Source organism: Sphingobium ummariense RL-3, assembly GCF_000447205.1.
In the GTDB taxonomy this organism is placed as follows: domain Bacteria; phylum Pseudomonadota; class Alphaproteobacteria; order Sphingomonadales; family Sphingomonadaceae; genus Sphingobium; species Sphingobium ummariense.
The window spans coordinates 45,994-67,393 of the sequence record NZ_AUWY01000091.1; the positions used below are offsets into that span (position 1 = coordinate 45,994).

The window sequence follows — 21,400 nt, forward strand, 5'->3', positions numbered from 1 at the left end:
CAGAAACTTTTGGCCACCATGGCCGTTTCCAGCATATGGAAATGCAGCGCAAATCAATCGGCCGATCGGCACAGGAACAGGAAGGCTCGAAGGGCCGGATCGTCACCGTCGGCCTGCCGACGCCGTATGAAGGCGTGGGCCGCGCCCTGCGTTCGACCTATCGCCCCCGGCCTGACACCCTGCCTGACGATATGCTCGCCTTGCTCTCCAAGCTGGGCTGACCGGCCCCGCGACAAGCCCCATAAGGTCCAAAGGGGTTGCCTCGCACCGATTCATGCGCCTTCCGCAAAGGTATCACACTTTGCCGGATCACCGGTCTGAAGGCCTCGCCGCAGCCATCGCATCCGATCGGCACTGGTGCCGTGGGTAAAGCTTTCCGGCACGGGCCGCTGTCCGGCCGCCTTCTGCAGCGTGTCGTCGCCAATCGCCTCGGCGGCGCGCATGCCCTCCTCCAGGTCGCCCGGTTCCATCAGGTTCGTGTCGCGCGCGGCCCATACACCGGCATAGCAGTCCGCCTGCAATTCCATCTTCACCTGCAGCGCGTTGCCCTCCGCCTCGCTGACCCGACGCTGGGCATTGCGCACCTGATCGGCGATGCCGGTCAGGGTCTGGATATGATGGCCCACCTCATGCGCGATGATATAGCCGATAGGGAAGTCGCCCGGCGCATTGAAGCGCGTTTCCATCTCCCGGAAGAAATCGGTGTCCAGATAGATGCGGTGGTCTGCCGGGCAGTAGAAGGGCCCCATGGCTGATTGCGCCGCGCCGCAACCCGACTGACCGTTCTGGCTGTAGAAGACCAGGGTCGGCGGCTCATATTGCTGTCCTTGGGCGCGGAAAATGTCCCCCCAGCGCCTTTCCGTCGATCCGAGCACCCGGAGCGAGGTGCGCTGAATGTCGCTCAGTTCCGCATCTGCGGGCTTGCTGGTCTGCACCTGCGGCGCTTGGCCGCCGCCGACAAGGCTCAGCGGATTGATACCCATCACCAGCATGATGATCAGCACCACCGCGATGCCACCACAACCGAACCGGCTGCCGATCAGAGGCAGCAGCATGCCGAACCCGCCCAGGCCGCCACCGCCGAAGCCGCCCCCTCGTCCGTCCTGCACCTCGAAATGGCTGCTTTCCTGTTCGTCGTCCAGCCGCATGGCATCCCTCGCTTCTTTCGCCCTGCCTACGCGATTCGGGCAGGTGTTGGAACGGCTGCGGCATGAAATTGGTTGCCAGCATGACTGCTTTCTTACGATACATTAAGTTGGAAAGCGGGCGCCGAACCCTATATTGCACTGCGTCATGGCCGATACCGATCCACCGCGCAGATTGCGCGCGGCAACTCCCCTTCCACTCCCACGCCAGGTGGCGCTGCTTCTCCAGGGCGGCGGCGCGTTGGGCTCCTTCCAGGCCGGAATCTACGAACGGCTCGACGAACTCGGGATTGATGTCACCTGGGTCGCGGGCATCTCCATCGGCGCCGTCAACGCGGCGATCATCGCGGGCAACCCGCCGCACAAGCGGCTCAGCCGTCTGCGGAAGTTTTGGCGCACCGTTTCGGGCGGGATGCCCAACGTCATCCTGCCGGAAATCGACCATATTCGCGAGGCCGCGCACCTGCTGGCTGCGGGCACCGTGGCAACCTTTGGTGTGCCGGGCATGTTCCGCCCCCGCCTATGGCCGGCCATGCTGATGCCGGAAGGCACGTCGGGTGCGATCAGCTTCTATGACAGCGCGCCGCTCAAGGACACGCTCGACGCCTGCGTGGACTGGGATCTGCTGAATGACGGGCCGGTCCGCCTGTCGGTCGGGGCGGTCGACGTGGAAAGCGGCAATTTCGCCTATTGGGACACGCGCGGTCCAGGAGGCAATACCCGCATCGACGCAAGACACATCATGGCGTCGGGCGCTCTGCCGCCAGGCCTTCCGCCGGTGGAGATCGACGGGCGCTGGTATTGGGACGGCGGCATCGTGTCGAACACTCCCCTCGCCCATGTGCTGGATCATCAAACCGACGACATGCTGATCTTCCAGGTGGACCTGTTCCCGGCGGAAGGCCCGATGCCCCGCCAGATGACCGACGTCTATTCGCGGACCAAGGATATCCAATATTCCAGCCGCACCCGCCAGGTGACCGACCAGTATCTGCGCCTGCGCCACGAGCATGCCGCGATCAAGGCCCTGCTCGACAAGCTGCCACCCGACCTGCAGGACGATCCGGATGCGCGCAAGCTGCGCGACATGCTGGATTGCGGCGCCGTCAACATCGTCCACCTGATCTACCGCAGCCGCAACTGGGAAAGCGGCGCCAAGGATTTCGAATTCTCCCGCACGACGATGCTCGATCACTGGAGCCAGGGCCGGGACGCGGTAGAGGAAGTCATGCACAAGGGCGATCTGATCGCGCGCAACATTCTGGACGGCCGAAGCGCAACCTTCGACCTCGATTCACCCGATCACCTGAAGGAGAAGCAGGCATGAGCACGTCCCTTTCCGGCAAGACCGCCCTCGTCACCGGATCCACGTCGGGCATCGGCCTCGCCTATGCCAAGGCGCTCGCGGCGGAAGGTGCGAACGTGGTCATTAACGGCTTCGGCGATCCCGCGGCGATCGAGGCGGAAAGGCAGGCGCTGGAGCAGGCGAGCGGCGCGAAAGCGCACTATTCCGGCCACGACCTGACCAAGGTGGACCAGATCGAGGCGATGATGAAGGAAGCGGCGGACCTGTTCGGTGGCGTCGATATCTTGATCAACAATGCCGGCATGCAGCATGTCGCCCCGGTCGAGGAGTTTCCGCTCGACAAATGGGACCTCATCATCGCGCTGAACCTCAACGCTGCCTTCCACACCTCGCGGCTGGCGATCCCCTATATGAAGTCCAGGAAATGGGGTCGCATTATCCAGACCGCCAGTGCCCACTCACTGGTAGCGTCGCCCTTCAAAAGCGCCTATGTCACGGCGAAACACGGGCTCGCCGGCTTCACCAAGACGATTGCGCTGGAAGTCGCCACCTTCGGCATCACGGCCAATTGCATCTCGCCCGGCTATGTCTGGACGCCCCTGGTCGAAAACCAGATTCCCGACACGATGAAGGCTCGCGGCATGACGCGCGAGCAAGTGATGAACGACGTTCTCCTCGCCGGGCAACCCACGAAGCAGTTCGTTACCGCCGAGCAGGTCGCCGCCATGGCGCTCTACCTGTGCAGCGAGGCGGCGACAAACATTACCGGCGCGAACCTCAGCATCGACGGAGGATGGACGGCGCAATAGCCGTTTGCGCTGGGGGGACGCACGAACGACGCGTCCGCTTACATGGGTTATCGGCACCCGGGAACAGCGCCGCGCGCGCCCTGTTTTCTTGCTGCGCAGGCCGCGTTGTGAACCGCGCCTCTCCCCAAGCCCTCCCGCTCGGTGCGATTGTTCGGCGCTGCCTGCGCACCCTTGCTTTCCGGACGGAGGGCCTAAGCCCCCTTTAACGTGCGGAAAATCGCCTTATGCTCTGCCCCAGCAAGGGAGATTATGCACATGCGCCATGCGCTCACGGCCGTTCTGGCCGCCGTCAGCCTTTCGTCCGTCGCCGCCGCCCAAATCAGCCCGGCCCCCGTTCCAGCTCCCGCCATCTCTCCCCCGGCGAATGCGATCGCGACCACCATCGTTAAGGATATGGAAGGCCTGATGGCCCTGTACCGCGACCTTCATGCCAATCCGGAACTGTCGCAAAAGGAAGTGAACACCGCCGCCAAGCTGGCAAGGCGCCTGAAGACGATGAAGTTCGACGTGACGGAGAAGGTCGGCGGGACCGGCGTCGTCGCGGTGATGAAGAACGGATCGGGCCCGGTGCTGTTGATCCGCGCGGACATGGACGGCCTCCCCGTGGTCGAGCAGACCGGCCTGGATTTCGCATCCAAGGTGCGCACCAAGACGCCGGAAGGGGTCGAGACCGGTGTGATGCATGCCTGTGGCCACGACACGCACATGACCGCCTTCATCGAGACCGCGAAGCTGCTGTCGACGATGAAGGACCAGTGGAAAGGCACGCTGGTCATGATCCTTCAGCCCGCGGAGGAAGTCGGGCGCGGCGCGCGGCTGATGCTGGAGGATGGGCTCTACACCCGCTTTCCCAAGCCGACCCACGCCATCGCCTTCCACGATGCCGCCAACCTGCAGGCCGGAGTGATCGGCTATACGCCCGGCTATGCGCTCGCCAATGTCGACAGCGTCGACATAGTGGTGAAGGGGACTGGCGGTCACGGGGCCTATCCGCAGACCACAAAGGATCCGATCGTGCTGGGTGCGCGGATCGTCACCGCGCTCCAGACCCTGGTCAGCCGCGAACAGGATCCGCAAGACCCAGCCGTCGTCACCGTCGGCAGCTTCCAGGCCGGCGCCAAGCACAACATCATCCCCGACGAAGCAAAGCTGCTGCTCACCGTGCGCAGCTATTCGGACGAGACCCGTGCGAAGCTGATCAAGGGGATTGAGCGCATCGCGAAGGGAGAGGCGATCGCTTCCGGCGTGGCGGATGACAGAATGCCGGTCGTCACCGTGCAGGACGAATTCACCCCCTCCACCTATAACCCGCCCGAATTCGCGGAGCGGATGGGCTCCCTGCTCAAGGGCCATTTCGTGGAAGGGCGTGTCGTCAAGACCCCGCCCGTGATGGGCGGCGAGGATTTCGGTCGATTCTACCGCGCGGACAAGTCGATCGAGAGCTTCATCTTCTGGGTCGGAGGCGTCCCTGCAGACCAGATGGCGCAGGCGGCGGCGGGCGAGGTCTCCCTTCCCTCGCTCCACAGCCCGTTCTGGGCGCCGCAGGCCGACAAGGTGGTGGCCACTGCCAGCGAGGCACTGACCGTGCTGGCGCTGGACATATTGAAAAAGGAGTGAGGCGGGAGAGCCGGGAACGCCCCGCTCAGGCCTTACGAGGTTTGCCGAAGGCGGTGCGAAGCTCATCCTTTGCCTGCTCCAGCACCCTGCGCTGGTGGGCGTCGAGATCCTTGCCGGCACCGTTGATGTAAAAGGTCAGCATCGACATGGCCGAGCGGAAGGGCGTGGCCTTTCGACGGCGGCTCTGCTCGGCTGAGCGCTTCAACGAGGCTGCGATCCGGCGCGGGTCGTCCAGGGTGAAGACATCGCGCTCCAGGTCGAGGGCATCGCTCCGCTCCGTGACATCCTGGGACCATTTCTTCGCCCGCATTGCCCTGCCTTCCTGCTGATACGCGCCCTCATGACGAAACGCCTTACCATGCATCGGGTTTCCCAAGCAGACCGCCTTCGCGGGTGGGTTCGTCAGACGCTGCGGAGCAGATCGGCGACGGCGGCGATGTCGTCGGGGCCGTTGTAGATATGGGGTGAAAAGCGAATGGTCGGCTGGCCGTCGGCCTTCGACCCCGCGACCACGATCCTGCCCTTCGTCCAGAGCATCTGCCGAATGGCGGCAACGTCCTTGCCGGGGAAGGTAGGTGTCAACACCGGGCCTGCCAGGCCGGGCGTGGTGGTGCCGATCAGCTTCGCGCCCGGCAGGGCAAGCAGCATGTCCCGCATCGCCGCGGCCACCGAGAAGGTGCGTCGCTCGACCTCCGCCTCGCCAATCGCCTCGTGCGCATCGAGCGTCGCAGCGATGGCAGCGAGCTTGGGATCGTCGCGCTGGCCGAGAATCTCATATTTCTGTGCAGTCTGCAGATTGGCCGGGTCGGTCAGCCAATAGCCGTGGCTGAGCATCACCGGTTGAAGCTGCGGCTGGCTCTCGCGCCGGACATAGAGGATGCCACCTTCCAGCGGCCCCATCATCCATTTGTGCGTGCTGCCTGAATAGGAATCGACGCCCAGCGCAGCAAGGTCCAGCTGAAGCCAGCCGAAACTCTGCGCGCCGTCGCCGTGCAGCCAGATACCGCGCGGCCGGGTCAGTTTCGCGATCTCTGCGATGGGGAAGATGAGGCCGGAAACATTGGACATATGTGAAAGGAAGATGGCGCGGGTCCGCGGCGTTATCGCGGCAGCAAAGAGATCAACCACCTCCTGCGCACTCTTCGCATAGACCGGCACCGGCAGGATCTTGAGCACCAGCTGCTCCCGCTCGGCGCGCAGCTTCCAGGTTTCCATGGTGGACGGGTGATTGTGGTCGGTCAGGATGACCTCGTCCCCCTCCTTCAATGCCAGCCCGCGCACGGCGACGGTATTCGCTTCGCTGGAATTCCGCACCAGCGCGATCTCCTGCGCGGTAACGCCAAGCCGTTTGCCGATGCGGACGCGCAGCGCGTCGGCCTCTACCGGATATTTCTCGCGATACTGGGGTGAGGGATTGGCCTGAAACTCCTGCGTGGCACGGACATGGGCGGCGACCGCGCTACGGAAGGCCGGGCCGATATTGGCGGCGTTGAAATAGCGCAGGTCGGGCGCGAGCAGGAACTGGCCGCGAATGTCGGGCCACGCCTGCGCCGCCCGTGCGGCGAGCGGCAGGGCGGCGCCCGCCGCGGCTGCCGCGCCCAGCAGGCCGCGGCGCGATATATCCGATGACGAAGACTGCATGACCATCCCCCTGCCCGGTCGAACCCGTTGATCCTGACGAGCATCGCCGTCCGATCCGCCATCATGACGGGAGGGTGATTGTCTTTCCCGTCGTCCGCCCTACTGTGCGCCTGGCACAAAACCGCGCAGGAGAGCGTCTTGACCCGGCATATTCCCTGGATCCTGCTTGGCTGCATCGGCGCGGCATCGCTGGCGGTACTGGCGGTGTCGCGCGGCGAGGCGGTCAATGCGCTGTGGATCGTGACGGCAGCAGTGAGCTGCTTCCTGGTCGCCTACCGCTATTATGCCTTGTTCATAGCGCGGACGGTGATGCGGCTCGATCCCGCCCGGCCGACACCCGCGATCCGGCGCGCGGACGGGATGGACTATGTGGCGACCGATCGCACCGTGCTGTTCGGCCATCATTTCGCGGCGATCGCCGGCGCGGGGCCGCTGGTCGGACCTGTGCTCGCGGCGCAGATGGGCTATCTGCCCGGTACGCTGTGGATCATCGTCGGCGTGGTGCTGGCGGGCGCGGTGCAGGACTTCATGATCCTCTTCGTCTCCATGCGTCGCGACGGACGGTCGCTGGGTGAGCTGATCCGCATGGAGATGGGGCAGGCAGCGGGCACCATCGCCCTGTTCGGCGCCTTCATGATCATGGTCATCATCCTCGCCGTGCTGGCACTGATCGTGGTGAAGGCACTGGCCGAAAGCCCATGGGGCATGTTCACCGTGGCGGCGACCGTGCCGCTCGCCATCCTGATGGGCGTCTATACCCGCTGGGTGCGGCCGGGGCGGATTGGCGAGGTGAGCCTGCTTGGCCTCGTCGGGCTGCTGGCCGCGATCGTCTATGGGCAGGCCATTGCGCAGTCACCGGTCTGGGGCCCGGCCTTCACCTTCACGCCGGTGCAGCTCTGCTGGATCCTGATCGGCTATGGCGCGGTCGCATCGGTGCTGCCGGTCTGGCTGCTGCTGGCGCCGCGCGACTATCTGTCGACCTTCCTCAAGATCGGGGCGATCGCCGCGCTCGCCATCGGCATCGTCATCATGGCGCCGCCCCTGAAGATGCACGCCGTGACCCCGTTCGCGAACGGCAACGGGCCGGTCTGGGCCGGCGGACTCTTCCCCTTCTTGTTCATCACCATCGCCTGCGGCGCGGTGTCGGGCTTTCATGCGCTCATTTCCAGCGGCACCACGCCCAAGCTGATCTCGAGCGAGGCCGACGCGCCGCTGATTGGCTATGGCGCGATGCTGATGGAGGCGTTCGTGGCGATCATGGCGATGGTGGGCGCCTCGATCCTCGACCCCGGCATCTATTTCACCATGAACAGCCCGGCCGCCGCCATCGGCGCGGATGCCGCGAGCGCGTCAGCGGCCGTCACTGCCATGGGCTTTCCGATCACGCCCGACCTCATCACGCAGACCGCCAGGGATGTGGGCGAGCATACGATCATCAGCCGCGCGGGCGGCGCGCCGACGCTGGCGGTGGCGATGGCGGAAATCTTCAGCCATGTCTTCGGCGGTCCGGCGATGAAAGCCTTCTGGTATCATTTCGCGATCCTGTTCGAGGCGCTGTTCATTCTGACCGCTGTGGATGCGGGGACGCGCGCGGGCCGCTTCATGCTGCAGGACCTGATCGCGTTGGCGGTGCCGGGGTTCAAGAACACCAGCAGCCCCCTGCCCGGCCTGGTCGCGACCGCGCTGTGCGTCGCGGCCTGGGGCTTCTTCCTCTACCAGGGCGTGACCGACCCGCTGGGCGGGGTGAACACGCTCTGGCCGGTGTTCGGCATTTCCAACCAGATGCTGGCCGCGATCGCGCTGATGCTCGGCACGGCGGTGCTGTTCCGGATGAAGCAGGACCGTTATGCTTGGGTGACGGCGCTGCCCGCGGCATGGCTGCTGGCCTGCACCCTGTCCGCCGGCTTCTTGAAGCTCTTCTCAGCGGACGCGAAGGTCGGCTTCCTGGCCCATGCGGCGAAGTTCGGCGCTGCAGCGGCGGAGGGCCAGGTGCTGGCGCCGGCCAAGTCGATGTCAGAGATGGAGAAGATCGTCCTCAACGACCGGGTCGACGCGGCGCTGTGCGCGATCTTCATGGCGGTGGTGCTGGGCGTGCTGTTCTTCACGATCCGCACCTGCCTCGCCGCAAGGCGGACGAATGGCCCGACCGCGCGGGAAATCCCCGCCCATCTGGTGCCGGCCGAATGAGCGGCTTTCTCCTCACGCTGCGGCGAATGGGCCGGGCGATGGTCGGTGCACCGGACTATGACGCCTATCTGCGCCACATGCGCGAGCATCATCCCGATACTCCGGTGCTGAGCGAGGCGGCGCTGTTCCGCGAGCGGCAGGAGGCCCGCTATGGCGGGAAGAACGGCGGCAAATGCTGCTGAGGATCAGCGAGTCGCGTTGAAGGCGGCCACCATGCCGGCGGCAATCGACAAAGCAATTTCCGACGCGCCGATGGCGCCGATGTCGATGCCGGCGGGGCCATCGATGCGGGCGAGGTCGTCCGGGCCGAAGCCCATGTCGGACAACCGATCCAGCCGCGCCGCCTGGCTGCGGCGCGAACCGAGCGCCGCGATATAGCCGGTGGGCGCGCGCAACGCTGCCGCCAACGCGGGATCGTCGATCTTGATGTCGTGGCTGAGCGTCACGACCGCGGTCGATTCACCCGGATGGCGCGCAGCGATCGCTTCGTCGGGCCAGCGGTCGTCCAGTTCGATGCCGGGGAAGCGTTCCTGCGTCAGGAAGCGTCCGCGCGGGTCGATCACCACCGGGGTCACGCCGATCGTGCCGACCAGCGGTGCGAGCGACTGGGCGATCTGCACCGCGCCGACGATCAGGAGCCGGCGCGGCGGGTCGTAGCGATTCTGGAACCACCCTTCGACCGCGCCCTCCACGGTCTTACCGGTCTTCAGGTCAGTCGAGAGGGTCAGCGCCCTGCCCATCTCACTTGCGGCCGCGATCCGGTCGAACAGCGCGGGCGGAAAGCCCCCGTCCCCGACCGGCTGGACCAGCACGCTGATCTCGCCGCCGCAGGGCAGCCCTGCCGCCCAGGCTTCGCCATCCGCCACGCCATAGGTCACAACATGGCCAGATCGTCCGGCGATCACCTCCGCCGCGCGCTGCAGCACGTCGGTTTCGACACAGCCGCCCGAAATGCTGCCTTCCAGCCGCCCGTCGGCATGCACGATCATATGGCTGCCGCGGGGCCGTGGCGCCGACCCCCAGGTGGACACAACTGTCGCCAGCGCCATCGGCGCACCGCGCCATTCCACAGCCTTGCGGATCACCCCGCCATTGTCGTTCATGCAAGCAGCCTCCATCCGCCAGCGGACATAGGCCCGCAGCAGGGCCGCGCCAAGCTATGCCAGCCGCCGCCCCGTCCAGACAACCCGTCCAACGATATCGACCAGCGCCGGATCGATGTCGGTCCAGTCGGGATAATGGGGATTGTCGCTGAGCACGCTGAACTGGCCGCGCAACGGTCCCATGGCGATCCGCTTCACCATCAGCACACCGTCGAGCCGCAGCACATAGACGCCGTCGCGCAGGCGCATCGCGCCATCTTCATGGTCGACCATGATGTCGTCGCCGTCGCTGAGAGTCGGCGCCATCGATTCGCCGTCGACTCGGATGACGGAGACGCGCTGGGGCTTCACCCCCAAGTGGCGCAGCCAGGCAGCATCGAAGGCCATGATGCCGGCTGCCCGTTCATCCTCGTCGAGCGATCCGCCGCCTGCCGAGGCGCCCAGAGTGAGGCGCGGGACGGTGACCACCGACGGAAGGCCGCGCTGTCGCGGGATGACCGGCTCGCGCCTGGCCGGGCCACCGAGCAATTCCTCCGCCACGCCGAAATAGCGGGCCAGGATGCGACGATCCTCTTCATCCAGCTTACGCGGCGTACCGCGCTTGATGAACTGCTGGATATACGCGGGATTGCGGCGAAGCAGCCTGGAAAGATCGGCATAATTCTCCCCCCGCTCGGCAATCAGCCGATCAAGCAGGCTTCGAGGGTCTTCCGCAGGGCTGATCATTTTCTGTCCATAGCCGAAGGATTTTTCCTAGACAAGTAGGAAATGTGGCATGAAATAGGAATAAACCTATCTGCTTGCAGTTGGCGAGTCGACCTAGAAGAGGAGGAACAAGAACCATGCTGTTGCGGACCGTCGAAAGATTCCTGTCGGAAAACAACATCCCGCCAACCCGGTTCGGGCGAGAGGCCGTGCGCGACCCGCGCCTGGTCTTCGACCTGCGTCAGGGTCGCGAGCCCGGTGATCGCGTGAGGAGACGGGTGGAACATTTCATGAACACATATCGCAGGAGCCGGGGCCAATGACAAGCGCTCATCATCGATTCGCGGCGGTCATCCCGGTCGGAATATGTACGCCGGGACTACGCGGCGCCGATCCCCTCCCCCGCCTGCTGGTGCAATTGGCGGCGCGAGCAGGATCGGAGGCCACGGTCCTGCGTGCGACGAGCCGCCCTTGGGCGTCGGCGCTGTTTCAGGGGCGACGCCATGCCGTGACGCTGCGCTTCGGCGGCAGGGATGCCGCCTCGGCGTGCCGGCGCTTTGCCGAGGGGATCGAGGAGGCGGAATGGAAGCTCACCGGCCATTTCGTGGCGGACATCACGGTCGATTCGGTGCACCCCGACGAGGACGGCAAGCGACTGGAACTCTCGGCGCTGACGATCGAGGACTGGTAATCAGCGCGTCCGCCCGGTCATCGAACGTAGCGCGCCCAGCGCCGCTTGGAGCGCATCGTCGACGTCGGGAGACACGGCCTCTCGCACCGGCACGGGGGGCACTATCGGCATATCGGCGATGACCCGCGGCGACGCGCCCGGTTGGGCGTGCCGCGCCAGGCTGCGCTCGAGCCGTGCGGTGAGTTCACTGAGTGACAGTTCGGGGCTGACGGGAGGCAATGCCAGATCAGCGACACGCTCGCCCTGTTCCTGCGCTACAGGATGAGTAAAGCTAGGCTGGGCAGCGCTAACCATTTCTGTCGCGGCGACGAAGGAGGAACCCGCCGGCTGCGCAAAGCTGGGTTGCGGCATCTCTTCGACCGGCTGGGGAGCCAATGCTGCCGGCGTGGCCAAGGTCGAGACACGCAACTGCTGCTCAGACTCCCCATTCACGACGAGGCGGCGGCGGCTGGGCTCGGCGCGGGGGAAGATATCGACGCCGTCGAAATCGCGGCTGGCGAAGATCGGCGGCCGCGGCGGCGCATCGGGGTGCGCATCGGCGCGGCGCAGCGACGGTTGCCCTTCGGGCGACGCCGTGGAGCGCCCTCGGGCGAGCGACGTAAGCTTTGACAGTGCGAAACCCATTTTCCTTGCTCCTGGCGGACTTGAGCGCCGCCGCTGATTTTCCTCTTGCCGTGCCGTATCCCTCTGGCTCCGCCGCATCACGTCCACCAGTCCGGCGGCCATGAGCGCGACGAAGCCCGACAGGATCAGCCGCGCCTTGAGCCCCAGCGGCGGCGCGGCTGCAGGCAGCGCCTCCGACAGGCCACTCGACGCCACAACCAGCTCCACCAGCCCGACCGGCATGGCGAGGACCACGATCGCCGCAGCCGCGCCTGTCAGCGCGGCCATCGCCCTGATCCCTCCAAAGGCGCCGAGCGGCATCGTCGCCATTCCCGTCAAGCCGCCGTGCGCGCCCGATCCGGGCGGGTTAGCAGCCTTTGGTAAACAGGTTCGTAACGCACGATGTTCGATGCCCAGTTGCGCTCCTTCTCCACGAAGGCGCGGGCGGTGGCGCGGCGCGCGTTCCAGAAGCCGCGATCGGCGAACATACCCGACAGCGCCTGCGCGATCGCCGTCGGATCGTCCGGTGAGAACAGCGTCCCCGTGATCCCGTCCTCGATCAGTTCGCGATGGCCGCCGACGCTGGACGCCGCGACCAGCCGGCCCTGCGCCATCGCTTCCAACGGCTTGAGCGGCGTCACCAGGTCGGTGAGGCGCATCGCCTTGCGCGGATAGGCGAGGATGTCGACCTGCGCATAATATCTCTCGACCTCGTCATGCGGCACGCGGCCGATGAACAGGATATGGTCCGCGACGGGCGAAGCCGATGCTTGGTCGCGCAGCGCCTGTTCGCACGGACCTCCGCCCACCAGGAGCAGCTTCACCTGAGGCCGCGCGCGCACCAGACGGGGCATGGCGGCGATCAGGTCGTCCAACCCTTCATAATCGTAGAAGCTGCCGATGAAGCCGACGACATCGGCGCCTTCCAGCCCCAGCTTCGCGGCCAGCGCCGGGTCGCGCGGTACGGGCGTGCCGAACTGGTCCATGTCGACGCCATTGGGCGACACGATGATCTTCGCCGGGTCGATGCCCCGCGCCAGCAGGTCGCCGCGCAGCCCTTCGCAGATCACCGCCACGGCGTCGGCCGCGCGCACCGCATGGGTTTCGAGCTGGCGGGTGAGCCAGTAGCGCGGGCTTCCTTCGGTACCGGTGCCATTGCCGACCGCCGCATCCTCCCAGAAGGCGCGGATCTCGTAGATCATGGGGATGCCATGGCGCTTCGCGACGCGCTGCGCCGCCATGGCGTTCAGCACCGGTGAATGCGCATGAAGAATGTCGGGCCGCCAGTCGCGCACCAGCCTGTCGATGGCATCGGCATGGGCGCCCATGTCGCGCCATTCGCGCATCAGCGCATTGCCGGTCGCGGGGCGGCCGGGAGTCCGATGGAAGTGCAGGCCGTCGATGATTTCCTCGTCCGGCCCCTTCGCCCCATGGCGGCGGCCGGTAATCCCGCGCACGTCCCAATCCTTGGCGATCTGCGCGCGCAGGATCGCGCGGGTACGAAAAGTATAGCCGCTGTGCATCGGCAGGCTGTGGTCGAGGACATGCAGGATGCGGGTCGTCATGACGGAAGTCTTTGCCGGAAAAGGATTAACGGCCCGTCAACTCTGCGGCGCTAGGAGGTTCCCATGCGCATGGGAGCCCTGCAACTGCGATGATCGATACCCTGTCCCTGCTGGTCAGCCATGGCGTGATCCTGCTCGCCGCCTGGCGGCTGCTATCGCGACCGGACCTCGACCGCGATCCGGAGGACAGCGCGGCCGATGCGTGACCTGTTCTTCGTCGCCTTCCTGGGCGCCTTCTTCCTGCTGGGATTCCGCCGGCCGTTCCTGCTTTTCGCGGTCTATGCCTATATCGATATCGTCTCGCCGCAGCGCTTGTCCTATTTCCTGTTGAACTCGATTCCCATATCCGCCCTGTCCTTCGCCGCGGCGATCGGCGCCTGGCTACTGTTTGACGACAAGAAGGACTGTCGCTTCTCGATGCGGCAGGCGCTGATGCTGTTGCTGCTCGCCTGGTGCGGGTTCACGACTCTGACCGCCGACTTCCCGGTTGAGGCGCTCACCAAATGGGCCTGGGTGTGGAAAGCGATCCTGGTCGGCGCCTTCCTGCCAGTGATATTGCGCACGCGGTTGCGGATCGAGGCTCTGGCGTTGTTCATGGTGCTGTGCGCCAGCACGATCATCATCAACGGCGGCATCAAGACCGCGCTGTCGGGCGGCGGCTATGGCGTGCTCAACTTGATGGTGGAGAACAACAGCGGCCTCTACGAAGGCAGCATCATCTCCTGCGTTGCCATATCGCTGATCCCGCTGATCCTGTGGCTGGCGCATCATGGCACGATCTTTCCGCAGGACTGGAAGACGAAGGGATTCGCCTACTGCCTGTGCTTTGCATGCCTGCTGATGCCCGTCGGCACGGAGGCGCGCACCGGCCTCGTCTGCATCGTCATCCTGGCGGGGTTGATGCTGCTTCGCTCGAAGCGGCGCTTCATCTACGGGCCGCTGATGGCGCTTGCGGCGCTGGCCTCCATCCCCTTCCTGCCGGCGAGCTTCACCCAGCGCATGTCGACGATCGAAAACCATCAGGGCGACGAGAGCGCCTCGACCCGCGTCGCGGTGTGGATGTGGACGCTCGACTATGTGAAGCAGCACCCCAATGGCGGCGGCTTCGATAATTACCTCCAGAACAGCTTCACCTATTTCGCACAGAGCACCGTTACCGATTCGGGCGGCAGCCGGATCGAGCGCCGGCTGGTCACCGACCGGGGCCGCGCCTATCACAGCGCCTATTTCGAACTGCTGGGCGAACAGGGCTATTTCGGTTTCTTCCTGTGGGCGCTGCTGCACATCGCCACCTTCATCCGCACCGAGGCGGTGCGGCGCCTCTACCGAAAAACGGACAAAGCGAACGAGACGTGGATTGCCCCGCTCGCCCTCGCGCTACAACAAGGACATATCATCTACATGGTCGGGTCGCTTTTCGTGGGTATCGCATATCAGCCCTTCATCTTCATGCTGCTGGCCCTGCAGATCGGGCTGGACACCTATCTGACGCGCCGGCGCAAGGCGGCAGCGCGCGCGCCGATGATCGCTCCGGCCCGGGCACTGCCGCAGGGGGCGTTGGCATGAAAAGCGACCTTCGCGCGCTGGGCATCGCCCACGGGTTGCTGCTGGGCCTGGTGCTGGCCTCGCCGCTGGTAGGGCCTTCGCTGATCCGTTGGGGGATCGAGGCACTGTTCGTCATCACCGCCTTCCAGCTGAGGTTGGCCGACCGGCGCTGGGACCTGCGCAACGGTTGGCGCGGATGGGTCAGCCATGTCCGCATGGCGCCGGGACGGCTGCTGCCCTGGGCCGGCATCGCGGCAGTGGCCCTGATGGCTGAGCCAGGGCGGGCGCAGCTGGCGCTGTCGGTGCTCGCGGGCGTGGGGATGAGCGAGTTGGTCGTCTATCCGATCGCCGCCCATGTGCTCAGCCGCATGCCGCGCGCAGGCTTGGCCATCGCGATGCTGCTGCTTTTGCTGGGGTGCGGTTTTGCGGAGCCAGGCCTTGCCGCGCGTTTCGTAACTGCCTTCGCTCTGGGGCTGGCAGGCGGGGTATTCTGGCTGCGCGGCCCCGACGGCGAAGCTCGCTCCGCGCTGATCGCGACAAGCGGCTGCACTGCCGCGCTGGCAGCAGCGATACTAGCGCCGGCAAGCTTGCCCTTCGCATTCCCAGCCGGGGTGCTCTGCGCGGCGCTGGCGCTCGCGCAGCTGTCAGTGGTGCGACGCCGCCCCCTGCCCTGGCAGATCGGGAGCGGCGCAGGCCGCATCAGGCCGGAACAGCCTGCCCTGCCGTCACCGCCCGCCTGAAGGCATCGACAAAGGCGGGGATATCGTCCGGCTTGCGGCTGGTGATGAGATTGCGGTCTACTACTACCTCCCGGTCCACCACTGTCGCACCGGCATTGGCAAGGTCGGTACGCACGGAGGGCCAGGACGTCACCGTCCTGCCTGATACCACGCCTGCCTCCACCAGCAGCCAAGGGCCATGGCAGATCGCGGCGACGGGCTTGCCCGATTCCACGAAGCGACGGACGATGTCGACTGCTTTCGCATCGGTGCGCAGCGTGTCGGGATTGGCGACGCCACCCGGCAGGACCAAGCCGCCATAGTCCTCTATCCGTACCTCTTGGAGCGCGATGTCCGGCGTGATGGTGTCGCCCTTCTCGTCATGCTGCATGCCCTGGATCGGCGCTTTCTCAGGCGCGGCGAGCGTCACCTCTGCGCCCGCGGCGATAAGGCGATCGCGCGGTTCGAACAGCTCCGACTGCTCGAAGCCATCGGTGGCGATGATGAGAATATGGGACTGGTCGATGGCGGGCATGAAGCGCCTCCTTTGCCTGGGTTAGGGGAATGGTGGATCAACGGGCCATGGCCGGCGGAGTTGCGGAACGAAGCGATGAACGGCGGGTTTTTCCGCGACGAGAGACCCATGCCGCAAAACCTGATCGAACATTGCAACGACAGCCTGCCTGGTATCACGCGGCGCGCGCTGAAGCGGGGATGGGCCTATTATGATCCCGCTGGCGGGCGCATCACCGACCGGGACGAGATCGACCGATTGAACGCCATCGCCCTGCCGCCAGCCTATCGCGATTGCTGGTTCTGTCCGTCGCCCACCGGCCATATCCAGGCGACCGGCTATGACGATCGCGGACGCAAGCAATATCGCTACCATCCCGTATTTCGTGCCGCGCGGGAGGCGGAGAAATATGCTGGCTGCGCGGCCTTCGGCCATGCCCTGCCCCGGCTGCGCGCCCGAATCGAAGCCGATCTGTCGCGGCGGGGCCTACGCAAGGAACGCACCCTAGCAGCAGTGGTGCGCCTGCTCGACCTTGCCAAGGTGCGGGTGGGCAACGAGCAGTATGCCGCCGCCAACAAGAGCTTCGGCGCGACGACGCTGCGCCGCCGCCATGTCGATCTTTCCGGTCGGGCCCTGCGGCTGCGGTACCGCGCCAAATCGGGGCGCGAGCATGAGCTGACCGTCACCGACAACCGGCTGCTGCGCTTCGTGCGGGCGGTACAAGACCTGCCGGGCCAGCACCTGTTCCAGTATCTGGATGAAGAAGGCGTCGCCCGGCCGATCACGTCGAGCGACGTCAACGCCTATATTGCTCAGGCAATGGGTGCTCCCTTCACCGCCAAACATTTCCGCACCTGGGGGGCATCGACCATTGCCTTCGACACCCTGTCTTCCGGCCCCGTCTCGCTCACGGAATTGATCGCGCCCGTCGCGCAGGCGCTGGGCAACACCCCGGCGATCAGTCGGAAGAGCTATATCCATCCCGCCTTGATCGAGCTGTGCAAGAGCGGGCAGGATGAGTGGCGCGAAGGGCTTCGCCTCCCGCGGAGGACACGCTATCTGTCACGGGCCGAACGGGGGCTTATCGCCTTTCTGGAGGAGGCGGCTTGCGCGCCCACCATGGCAATGGCAGCCTGACGCGCCGACCGAAGGACAAACATGGCCGACAAGACCGACCCCGCCCTCCCCGTCATTGAGGTCCGAGCGCTCAGCATGGGGGAGATGTGGGATGCGACCATCGCGTGGTTTTCCACCCATTCACTGCAAATCCTGATCGCGATCGGGGCGGGCGTCGCGCTCTACATGCTGCTGGCGGCGCTGCGGCAGGTGGGTAAGCGCTGGCGCGGCAAGCCCGGCGACACGCTGGGCTTCGCCAATGTCGCGGGTCGCGCGGTCGCCCGGACCACGCATTTCTTCATGGTGATGGTCGCAGCGCGACTGGTCGCGGGCTATGCCCGCCCGCCCGAACTCCTGTTCAAGACGATCGTCTTCCTCTTCACCATTGCCGCCGTCTTCCAGGTGGCGCTCTGGACCCGCGAGATCGTGCTGGGCCTGATCGAACGCCGGACCCTGGCGGAGGACGGCCAGGGCGAGACTCTGGCCAATGCCATGGGCCTCATCCGCGTACTGGTGACCGTGGCCCTGTTCGCGATCGCCCTGATCGTCGTGCTGGACAATCTGGGCGTCAACGTCACCGGCCTGGTCGCGGGCCTCGGTATTGGCGGCATCGCCATCGGCCTCGCTGCGCAGGGCATCTTCTCAGACCTGTTCGCGGCGCTCTCCATCATCTTCGACAAACCGTTCCGCCGAGGCGAAGTCATCACTTACGACCAGACCACCGCCCGGGTCGAGAAGATCGGGCTCAAGAGCACGCGGCTACGCGCCATGACCGGCGAGAAGAAGGTGATCTCCAACGCCAACCTGCTGCAGAAGGAGATCACCAGCCTGCAGACGCTGACGCAGCGCCGCGTCACCTTCGCGCTCGGCATCGTCTACCAGACGCCGGAGGAGAAGGCCGAGGCCATCCCTGCCCTGCTGCGTCGGATCGTCGAGGATGAGGGCTTCCTGTTCGTCAATGCCGGACTGGTGCGCTTCGGCGCAAGTTCGCTCGACTATGAGCTGAATTTCGACGTACCCGATCCGGACACGCACGATTATTTTCAGGCGCGCCATCGCATCGGCCTGTCCATCTGGAAGCGCTTCAACGCCGAAGGGATTGAGTTCGCCTATCCGACCCAGACGAGTTTTACCGCAGCGCCCGACGGCAGGATGATCATGCCCTATCCCGAGGTGCAGCCGGTACGGCGCGTCGAGGGATAAGGCCCCGAACTCCTTCCTTCTTCTGCTTCGCCCCGCCGCAGTTTCGATTCGGCCGGGCCTGATTCGCTTGTGCCAGCAGCCGTCCCCCACTAACCGACTGGCTTCTGTTCAACGGATGGGACGCCCATGGCTTCTGCAAAGATTTCCGCCGCCTGCCTTGCATTGGCGCTCGCCGCCTTCGCTTCACCCGCCGCTGCCGAAGGCCTCGGGGCTGAAGCCAATTACGGGCGCGCGGACGGCCATTGGGGTGCGGAACTGGGCGCTGGCTATGCGCTGGGCATTGCGGGCTTCAGCCTGACGCCGGGCGGCGGCGTCTATCTGCGGGACGGCGATACCCGGCTCTACGGCCGGGTCGAGGCGGCTTATACCATCCCCCTTTCCGCCACCATCGGCGCCGGCCTTCGCGTCAGCGCCGACGAGGCGAGGCCTTATGCAACGCTCGCCATGCCGCTGCTTCCCAAGATCCGGGTGAAGGCCAATGTCGGCCCCCATTATTACGCGGCGGGATTGACGCTGGGCTACTGACCCAGGCCCCAAAGGGTCCCGGGATGCAGCATCCCGTCCTGCACCGCCAGCCCGCCCGGCCGGTCCTCAGCCAGCAGCAGCGCGCCGTCCAGATCGATCCAGTCCGCCACCTGCGCCACCAGCGCGGCCGGCGCGATGCCGAGCGAGGTGCCCAGCATGCAGCCGACCATGATGCGGAAACCCCGCGCCCGGCCCTCGCGCGCCAGCGCGAGAGCCTCGGTGAGCCCTCCGGCCTTGTCGAGCTTGATGTTGATCGCGTCGAAATCGCCCAGTCGGTCGAGATCGACGCGCGTATGGCAGCTTTCGTCGGCGCAGAGCGGCAGGCGCGCGGCGACGCCTACAAGCCGCTGCTCTTCGCCATGGCGGACGGGCTGCTCCACCATCTCGACGCCCAAGGCTGCAAGGGCGTCCGCCTCGGCCGCGATGTCGAGATCATGCCAGCTCTCGTTCGCGTCGACGATCAACCGCGCGCCCGGAGCGCCGGCGCGCACGGCGGCGATGCGCTCTTGGTCGCCTTCGCCGGTGAGCTTGCACTTGAGCAGGCCGAAACCGCGCGCCGCGGCGGCGCGCGCATCGGCCTCCATCCGCGCGGGATCGCCCAGGCTGATGGTGAAGGCGGTGGGGAGCGACCCTGGCTCCAACAGGCCCGCGAGCTGCCAGACCGGCCTCCCCGCGCGCTTCGACTCCAGATCCCACAACGCGCAGTCGAGTGCATTACGAGCAGCTCCGCGCGGCATCGCCTCCAGCAGCACCTCCCGATCCAGCGGTCCGGCATAGGCATTGATCGCCGCCGCGCAGCCTTCCGCTGTCTCGCCCTCATAATAGATCGCCGTCCCCTCGCCCCGGCCGACATGTTCCCCATCCCCCACAGTACAGATCACGACATCCACGAATGTCTTGGCGCCCCGGCTGATGATGAAGGCGCCTGCGACCGGCCAGCGTTCGACGGTCGCGGAAAGGATGCGGGTCATCGGCGTTTCCTGCGGAATGACGGGAAGGAGGAAGCGAAAGGTCTATGCGGGAAAGCAAAGCCGACGCATAGTCCCCCCGCCTTGCGGCCTATGGAGGACATGCACCTGTGACGTCACGCGAATTGACCGGCTTCCTGCCCCTTGCCGAACGGCTGGAAGACATCGACCATGGCGAACGGCTGTCGGATTTCGCATGGCGCATGGCATTCGGTGCAATCGGCTGGCCCTGGTTGCTGGCCAGCCTGTCGGGCGGACGCAAGGCGGACAAGCGCGCGCTACTGGACGAGCTGGGCCTGGCCCATGACGCACTGCCCCATCTAGGTAGCTGGAAGGCCGACATGGGCTTCCTGCGCCATATCGTGCGGGAAATCGCGCGGCTGCGACCCGCTCATGTGGTGGAACTGGGCGCGGGTGCATCGACGTTGGTCGCCGCGCAGGCGCTGACGCTGCATGGCGGCGGGCAACTGCACAGCTTCGACCAGCATGGCGGCTTCGTCGACGCCACGCGGCAATGGCTGGCGGACCAAGGTCTGAAGGCCGACCTGCGCCATGCCCCGCTGACGAAGAAGAGCAGCGACTGGCCGGGCCGCTGGTATGCGATCGACACCCTGCCCGAGAGCATCGACCTGCTGATCATCGATGGGCCGCCCTGGGCAGTGCATCCCCTGGTGCGCGGGGCGGCAGACAGCCTGTTTTCCCGCCTGTCACCCGGCGGTGTGGTGCTGCTGGACGACGCTGCGCGGCCGGGCGAGCGGCTGGTGGCGCGACGCTGGCGTGAGCGCTGGCCGCATATGGATTTTCGCCTGGTGAAGGACGGGACAAAGGGGACGCTGGTCGGGCGGCGCCGCGACGTGTCGATGCCGGCAGTGAATGACAATGAGGCCGGCCGCGGCTGGCACCATGTCGCGCGCGCGGCAGGAATCGCGGCGCTGATCGCGACCGGATGGATCGCCCGGGGCGCGCTGGGCGAGTTCCCGCAGCCTGCGCAGGCCGAGACCTTTCTTGACGAGGCGGCAGCCTCGCACCGGGCCGGACTGCTGCGGCTAGCCATGCCCTCGCAGGTTGAGAGCCAGCGGCTCGACCCGCAGGAGATCGAGCGGACGACCGGCATCGTGCTGCCCGCCCTGCCGAGCGACTGGCGGATCTCCGACGTGCAGTTGTTCCCTACCGCCGACAGTCCCTCTATCGCGGTATCCTTGGTAACGCCCCAGGGGGAGCAGCTCTCCTTCTTCGCCGACCGCGCAGAAACCCCCGCCGAAGGGCGTCCGCTGCTGGCACACCGCGCAGGAGATACGATCGCCTATTGGGAGGCAGGCAGCATGGCCTATGCCCTCACGGGACGGACAAAGGCCAACCGGCTGCTGGCGCTGGCCGCGCAGGTAGCGCCAGCGGGGTGACGTCCCCGATCTGGCACCCCTCGTTGAACTGTCGAAAG

23 protein-coding genes are annotated in these 21,400 nt (G+C 66.0%); 14 read left to right on the top strand and 9 right to left on the bottom strand.

What is annotated here, in order from left to right; translation table 11 throughout:
* The first annotated feature begins 41 nt into the window (after positions 1–41).
* The gene (locus M529_RS37560; RefSeq protein ID WP_330217784.1) at positions 42–221 is read left to right on the top strand and encodes a hypothetical protein; all 180 of its coding nucleotides are present in this window, start codon (positions 42–44) and stop codon (positions 219–221) included.
* A 51-nt stretch (positions 222–272) separates the two neighbouring features.
* On the opposite strand, the gene ypfJ is transcribed toward M529_RS37560, so the two are convergent.
* On the bottom strand, positions 273–1,148 hold the full coding sequence (ypfJ, locus tag M529_RS37565) for a KPN_02809 family neutral zinc metallopeptidase (protein WP_021318428.1): 876 nt from the start codon (positions 1,146–1,148) through the stop codon (positions 273–275).
* Positions 1,149–1,293: 145 nt separating this feature from the next.
* Here ypfJ and M529_RS37570 point away from each other — a divergent pair, with 145 nt between their 5' ends.
* The 3 genes from M529_RS37570 (at position 1,294) to M529_RS37580 (ending at position 4,877) form a co-directional block, all read left to right on the top strand.
* Positions 1,294–2,472, top strand: coding sequence for a patatin-like phospholipase family protein (locus M529_RS37570; protein ID WP_031295056.1), 1,179 nt, complete (start codon positions 1,294–1,296; stop codon positions 2,470–2,472).
* Positions 2,469–3,260, top strand: coding sequence for a 3-hydroxybutyrate dehydrogenase (locus M529_RS37575; protein WP_021318430.1), 792 nt, complete (start codon positions 2,469–2,471; stop codon positions 3,258–3,260). Before M529_RS37570 ends, M529_RS37575 begins: the two co-directional genes overlap by 4 nt.
* Positions 3,261–3,515: 255 nt before the next feature.
* The gene (locus M529_RS37580; protein WP_031295057.1) at positions 3,516–4,877 is read left to right on the top strand and encodes an amidohydrolase; all 1,362 of its coding nucleotides are present in this window, start codon (positions 3,516–3,518) and stop codon (positions 4,875–4,877) included.
* A gap of 25 nt (positions 4,878–4,902) precedes the next feature.
* On the opposite strand, the gene M529_RS37585 is transcribed toward M529_RS37580, so the two are convergent.
* Positions 4,903–5,187 (bottom strand): DUF3175 domain-containing protein, encoded by a 285-nt coding sequence (locus M529_RS37585; protein WP_021318433.1) that lies wholly within the window; start codon positions 5,185–5,187, stop codon positions 4,903–4,905.
* Positions 5,188–5,279: 92 nt separating this feature from the next.
* Positions 5,280–6,518: an aminotransferase class V-fold PLP-dependent enzyme gene (locus M529_RS37590; RefSeq protein ID WP_031295059.1), complete on the bottom strand. Its 1,239-nt coding sequence runs from the start codon at positions 6,516–6,518 to the stop codon at positions 5,280–5,282.
* A gap of 138 nt (positions 6,519–6,656) precedes the next feature.
* On the opposite strand from M529_RS37590, the gene M529_RS37595 reads away from it, so the two are divergent.
* Both M529_RS37595 and M529_RS37600 read left to right on the top strand, forming a co-directional pair.
* Positions 6,657–8,705: a carbon starvation CstA family protein gene (locus M529_RS37595; RefSeq protein ID WP_021318435.1), complete on the top strand. Its 2,049-nt coding sequence runs from the start codon at positions 6,657–6,659 to the stop codon at positions 8,703–8,705.
* Positions 8,702–8,887, top strand: coding sequence for a YbdD/YjiX family protein (locus tag M529_RS37600; RefSeq protein ID WP_040600851.1), 186 nt, complete (start codon positions 8,702–8,704; stop codon positions 8,885–8,887). Before M529_RS37595 ends, M529_RS37600 begins: the two co-directional genes overlap by 4 nt.
* Before the next feature lie 3 nt (positions 8,888–8,890).
* Here the strand turns inward: M529_RS37600 and M529_RS37605 are convergent, their stop codons facing one another.
* Both M529_RS37605 and M529_RS37610 read right to left on the bottom strand, forming a co-directional pair.
* Positions 8,891–9,808 (bottom strand): XdhC family protein, encoded by a 918-nt coding sequence (locus tag M529_RS37605; RefSeq protein ID WP_021318437.1) that lies wholly within the window; start codon positions 9,806–9,808, stop codon positions 8,891–8,893.
* 54 nt (positions 9,809–9,862) lie between these two features.
* Positions 9,863–10,534, bottom strand: coding sequence for a S24 family peptidase (locus tag M529_RS37610; RefSeq protein WP_021318438.1), 672 nt, complete (start codon positions 10,532–10,534; stop codon positions 9,863–9,865).
* A gap of 116 nt (positions 10,535–10,650) precedes the next feature.
* On the opposite strand from M529_RS37610, the gene M529_RS50320 reads away from it, so the two are divergent.
* Positions 10,651–10,836: a hypothetical protein gene (locus M529_RS50320; protein WP_021318439.1), complete on the top strand. Its 186-nt coding sequence runs from the start codon at positions 10,651–10,653 to the stop codon at positions 10,834–10,836.
* A complete protein-coding gene (locus tag M529_RS37620; RefSeq protein WP_021318440.1) occupies positions 10,833–11,204 on the top strand; it encodes a hypothetical protein in 372 nt (123 codons plus the stop codon). The genes M529_RS50320 and M529_RS37620 overlap by 4 nt, the downstream gene beginning before the upstream one ends.
* Here M529_RS37620 and M529_RS37625 read toward each other — a convergent pair whose 3' ends face one another.
* Both M529_RS37625 and M529_RS37630 read right to left on the bottom strand, forming a co-directional pair.
* Complete coding sequence (locus M529_RS37625) at positions 11,205–12,095, bottom strand: hypothetical protein (RefSeq protein WP_031295060.1); 891 nt, start codon at positions 12,093–12,095, stop codon at positions 11,205–11,207.
* Between the two features lie 47 nt (positions 12,096–12,142).
* Positions 12,143–13,372 (bottom strand): TIGR04063 family PEP-CTERM/XrtA system glycosyltransferase, encoded by a 1,230-nt coding sequence (locus M529_RS37630; RefSeq protein ID WP_021318442.1) that lies wholly within the window; start codon positions 13,370–13,372, stop codon positions 12,143–12,145.
* 198 nt (positions 13,373–13,570) lie between these two features.
* On the opposite strand from M529_RS37630, the gene M529_RS37635 reads away from it, so the two are divergent.
* A complete protein-coding gene (locus M529_RS37635) occupies positions 13,571–14,938 on the top strand; it encodes a putative O-glycosylation ligase, exosortase A system-associated (RefSeq protein ID WP_021318444.1) in 1,368 nt (455 codons plus the stop codon).
* Positions 14,935–15,657: a hypothetical protein gene (locus M529_RS37640; RefSeq protein WP_021318445.1), complete on the top strand. Its 723-nt coding sequence runs from the start codon at positions 14,935–14,937 to the stop codon at positions 15,655–15,657. Before M529_RS37635 ends, M529_RS37640 begins: the two co-directional genes overlap by 4 nt.
* Here M529_RS37640 and M529_RS37645 read toward each other — a convergent pair.
* Complete coding sequence (locus tag M529_RS37645; protein ID WP_021318446.1) at positions 15,617–16,171, bottom strand: type 1 glutamine amidotransferase domain-containing protein; 555 nt, start codon at positions 16,169–16,171, stop codon at positions 15,617–15,619. The two genes, M529_RS37640 and M529_RS37645, sit on opposite strands and share 41 nt — an antisense overlap.
* Before the next feature lie 108 nt (positions 16,172–16,279).
* On the opposite strand from M529_RS37645, the gene M529_RS37650 reads away from it, so the two are divergent.
* The 3 genes from M529_RS37650 to M529_RS37660 all read left to right on the top strand — a co-directional run bounded on the left by M529_RS37650 (position 16,280) and on the right by M529_RS37660 (position 18,994).
* Complete coding sequence (locus tag M529_RS37650) at positions 16,280–17,287, top strand: DNA topoisomerase IB (protein ID WP_031295061.1); 1,008 nt, start codon at positions 16,280–16,282, stop codon at positions 17,285–17,287.
* Positions 17,288–17,308: 21 nt separating this feature from the next.
* Positions 17,309–18,469, top strand: coding sequence for a mechanosensitive ion channel family protein (locus M529_RS37655; RefSeq protein ID WP_021318448.1), 1,161 nt, complete (start codon positions 17,309–17,311; stop codon positions 18,467–18,469).
* Between the two features lie 126 nt (positions 18,470–18,595).
* Complete coding sequence (locus M529_RS37660) at positions 18,596–18,994, top strand: hypothetical protein (RefSeq protein ID WP_021318449.1); 399 nt, start codon at positions 18,596–18,598, stop codon at positions 18,992–18,994.
* Here M529_RS37660 and dgcA read toward each other — a convergent pair.
* Positions 18,988–19,965, bottom strand: coding sequence for an N-acetyl-D-Glu racemase DgcA (gene dgcA / locus M529_RS37665; RefSeq protein ID WP_021318450.1), 978 nt, complete (start codon positions 19,963–19,965; stop codon positions 18,988–18,990). The genes M529_RS37660 and dgcA overlap by 7 nt on opposite strands.
* 107 nt (positions 19,966–20,072) lie before the next feature.
* Here dgcA and M529_RS37670 point away from each other — a divergent pair, with 107 nt between their 5' ends.
* On the top strand, positions 20,073–21,362 hold the full coding sequence (locus M529_RS37670; RefSeq protein WP_031295062.1) for a class I SAM-dependent methyltransferase: 1,290 nt from the start codon (positions 20,073–20,075) through the stop codon (positions 21,360–21,362).
* Positions 21,363–21,400: the final 38 nt, after the last annotated feature.

What these genes read in the sequence shown, in the direction of transcription:
- M529_RS37560 (WP_330217784.1), top strand. Translation starts at nt 42, where the DNA reads ATGCAGCGCAAATCAATCGGCCGATCGGCACAGGAACAGGAAGGCTCG.
- ypfJ (WP_021318428.1), bottom strand. Translation starts at nt 1,148, where the DNA reads ATGCGGCTGGACGACGAACAGGAAAGCAGCCATTTCGAGGTGCAGGAC.
- M529_RS37570 (WP_031295056.1), top strand. Translation starts at nt 1,294, where the DNA reads ATGGCCGATACCGATCCACCGCGCAGATTGCGCGCGGCAACTCCCCTT.
- M529_RS37575 (WP_021318430.1), top strand. Translation starts at nt 2,469, where the DNA reads ATGAGCACGTCCCTTTCCGGCAAGACCGCCCTCGTCACCGGATCCACG.
- M529_RS37580 (WP_031295057.1), top strand. Translation starts at nt 3,516, where the DNA reads ATGCGCCATGCGCTCACGGCCGTTCTGGCCGCCGTCAGCCTTTCGTCC.
- M529_RS37585 (WP_021318433.1), bottom strand. Translation starts at nt 5,187, where the DNA reads ATGCGGGCGAAGAAATGGTCCCAGGATGTCACGGAGCGGAGCGATGCC.
- M529_RS37590 (WP_031295059.1), bottom strand. Translation starts at nt 6,518, where the DNA reads ATGCAGTCTTCGTCATCGGATATATCGCGCCGCGGCCTGCTGGGCGCG.
- M529_RS37600 (WP_040600851.1), top strand. Translation starts at nt 8,702, where the DNA reads ATGAGCGGCTTTCTCCTCACGCTGCGGCGAATGGGCCGGGCGATGGTC.
- M529_RS37605 (WP_021318437.1), bottom strand. Translation starts at nt 9,808, where the DNA reads ATGAACGACAATGGCGGGGTGATCCGCAAGGCTGTGGAATGGCGCGGT.
- M529_RS37610 (WP_021318438.1), bottom strand. Translation starts at nt 10,534, where the DNA reads ATGATCAGCCCTGCGGAAGACCCTCGAAGCCTGCTTGATCGGCTGATT.
- M529_RS50320 (WP_021318439.1), top strand. Translation starts at nt 10,651, where the DNA reads ATGCTGTTGCGGACCGTCGAAAGATTCCTGTCGGAAAACAACATCCCG.
- M529_RS37620 (WP_021318440.1), top strand. Translation starts at nt 10,833, where the DNA reads ATGACAAGCGCTCATCATCGATTCGCGGCGGTCATCCCGGTCGGAATA.
- M529_RS37625 (WP_031295060.1), bottom strand. Translation starts at nt 12,095, where the DNA reads ATGGCCGCGCTGACAGGCGCGGCTGCGGCGATCGTGGTCCTCGCCATG.
- M529_RS37630 (WP_021318442.1), bottom strand. Translation starts at nt 13,372, where the DNA reads ATGACGACCCGCATCCTGCATGTCCTCGACCACAGCCTGCCGATGCAC.
- M529_RS37635 (WP_021318444.1), top strand. Translation starts at nt 13,571, where the DNA reads ATGCGTGACCTGTTCTTCGTCGCCTTCCTGGGCGCCTTCTTCCTGCTG.
- M529_RS37640 (WP_021318445.1), top strand. Translation starts at nt 14,935, where the DNA reads ATGAAAAGCGACCTTCGCGCGCTGGGCATCGCCCACGGGTTGCTGCTG.
- M529_RS37645 (WP_021318446.1), bottom strand. Translation starts at nt 16,171, where the DNA reads ATGCCCGCCATCGACCAGTCCCATATTCTCATCATCGCCACCGATGGC.
- M529_RS37650 (WP_031295061.1), top strand. Translation starts at nt 16,280, where the DNA reads ATGCCGCAAAACCTGATCGAACATTGCAACGACAGCCTGCCTGGTATC.
- M529_RS37655 (WP_021318448.1), top strand. Translation starts at nt 17,309, where the DNA reads ATGGCCGACAAGACCGACCCCGCCCTCCCCGTCATTGAGGTCCGAGCG.
- M529_RS37660 (WP_021318449.1), top strand. Translation starts at nt 18,596, where the DNA reads ATGGCTTCTGCAAAGATTTCCGCCGCCTGCCTTGCATTGGCGCTCGCC.
- dgcA (WP_021318450.1), bottom strand. Translation starts at nt 19,965, where the DNA reads ATGACCCGCATCCTTTCCGCGACCGTCGAACGCTGGCCGGTCGCAGGC.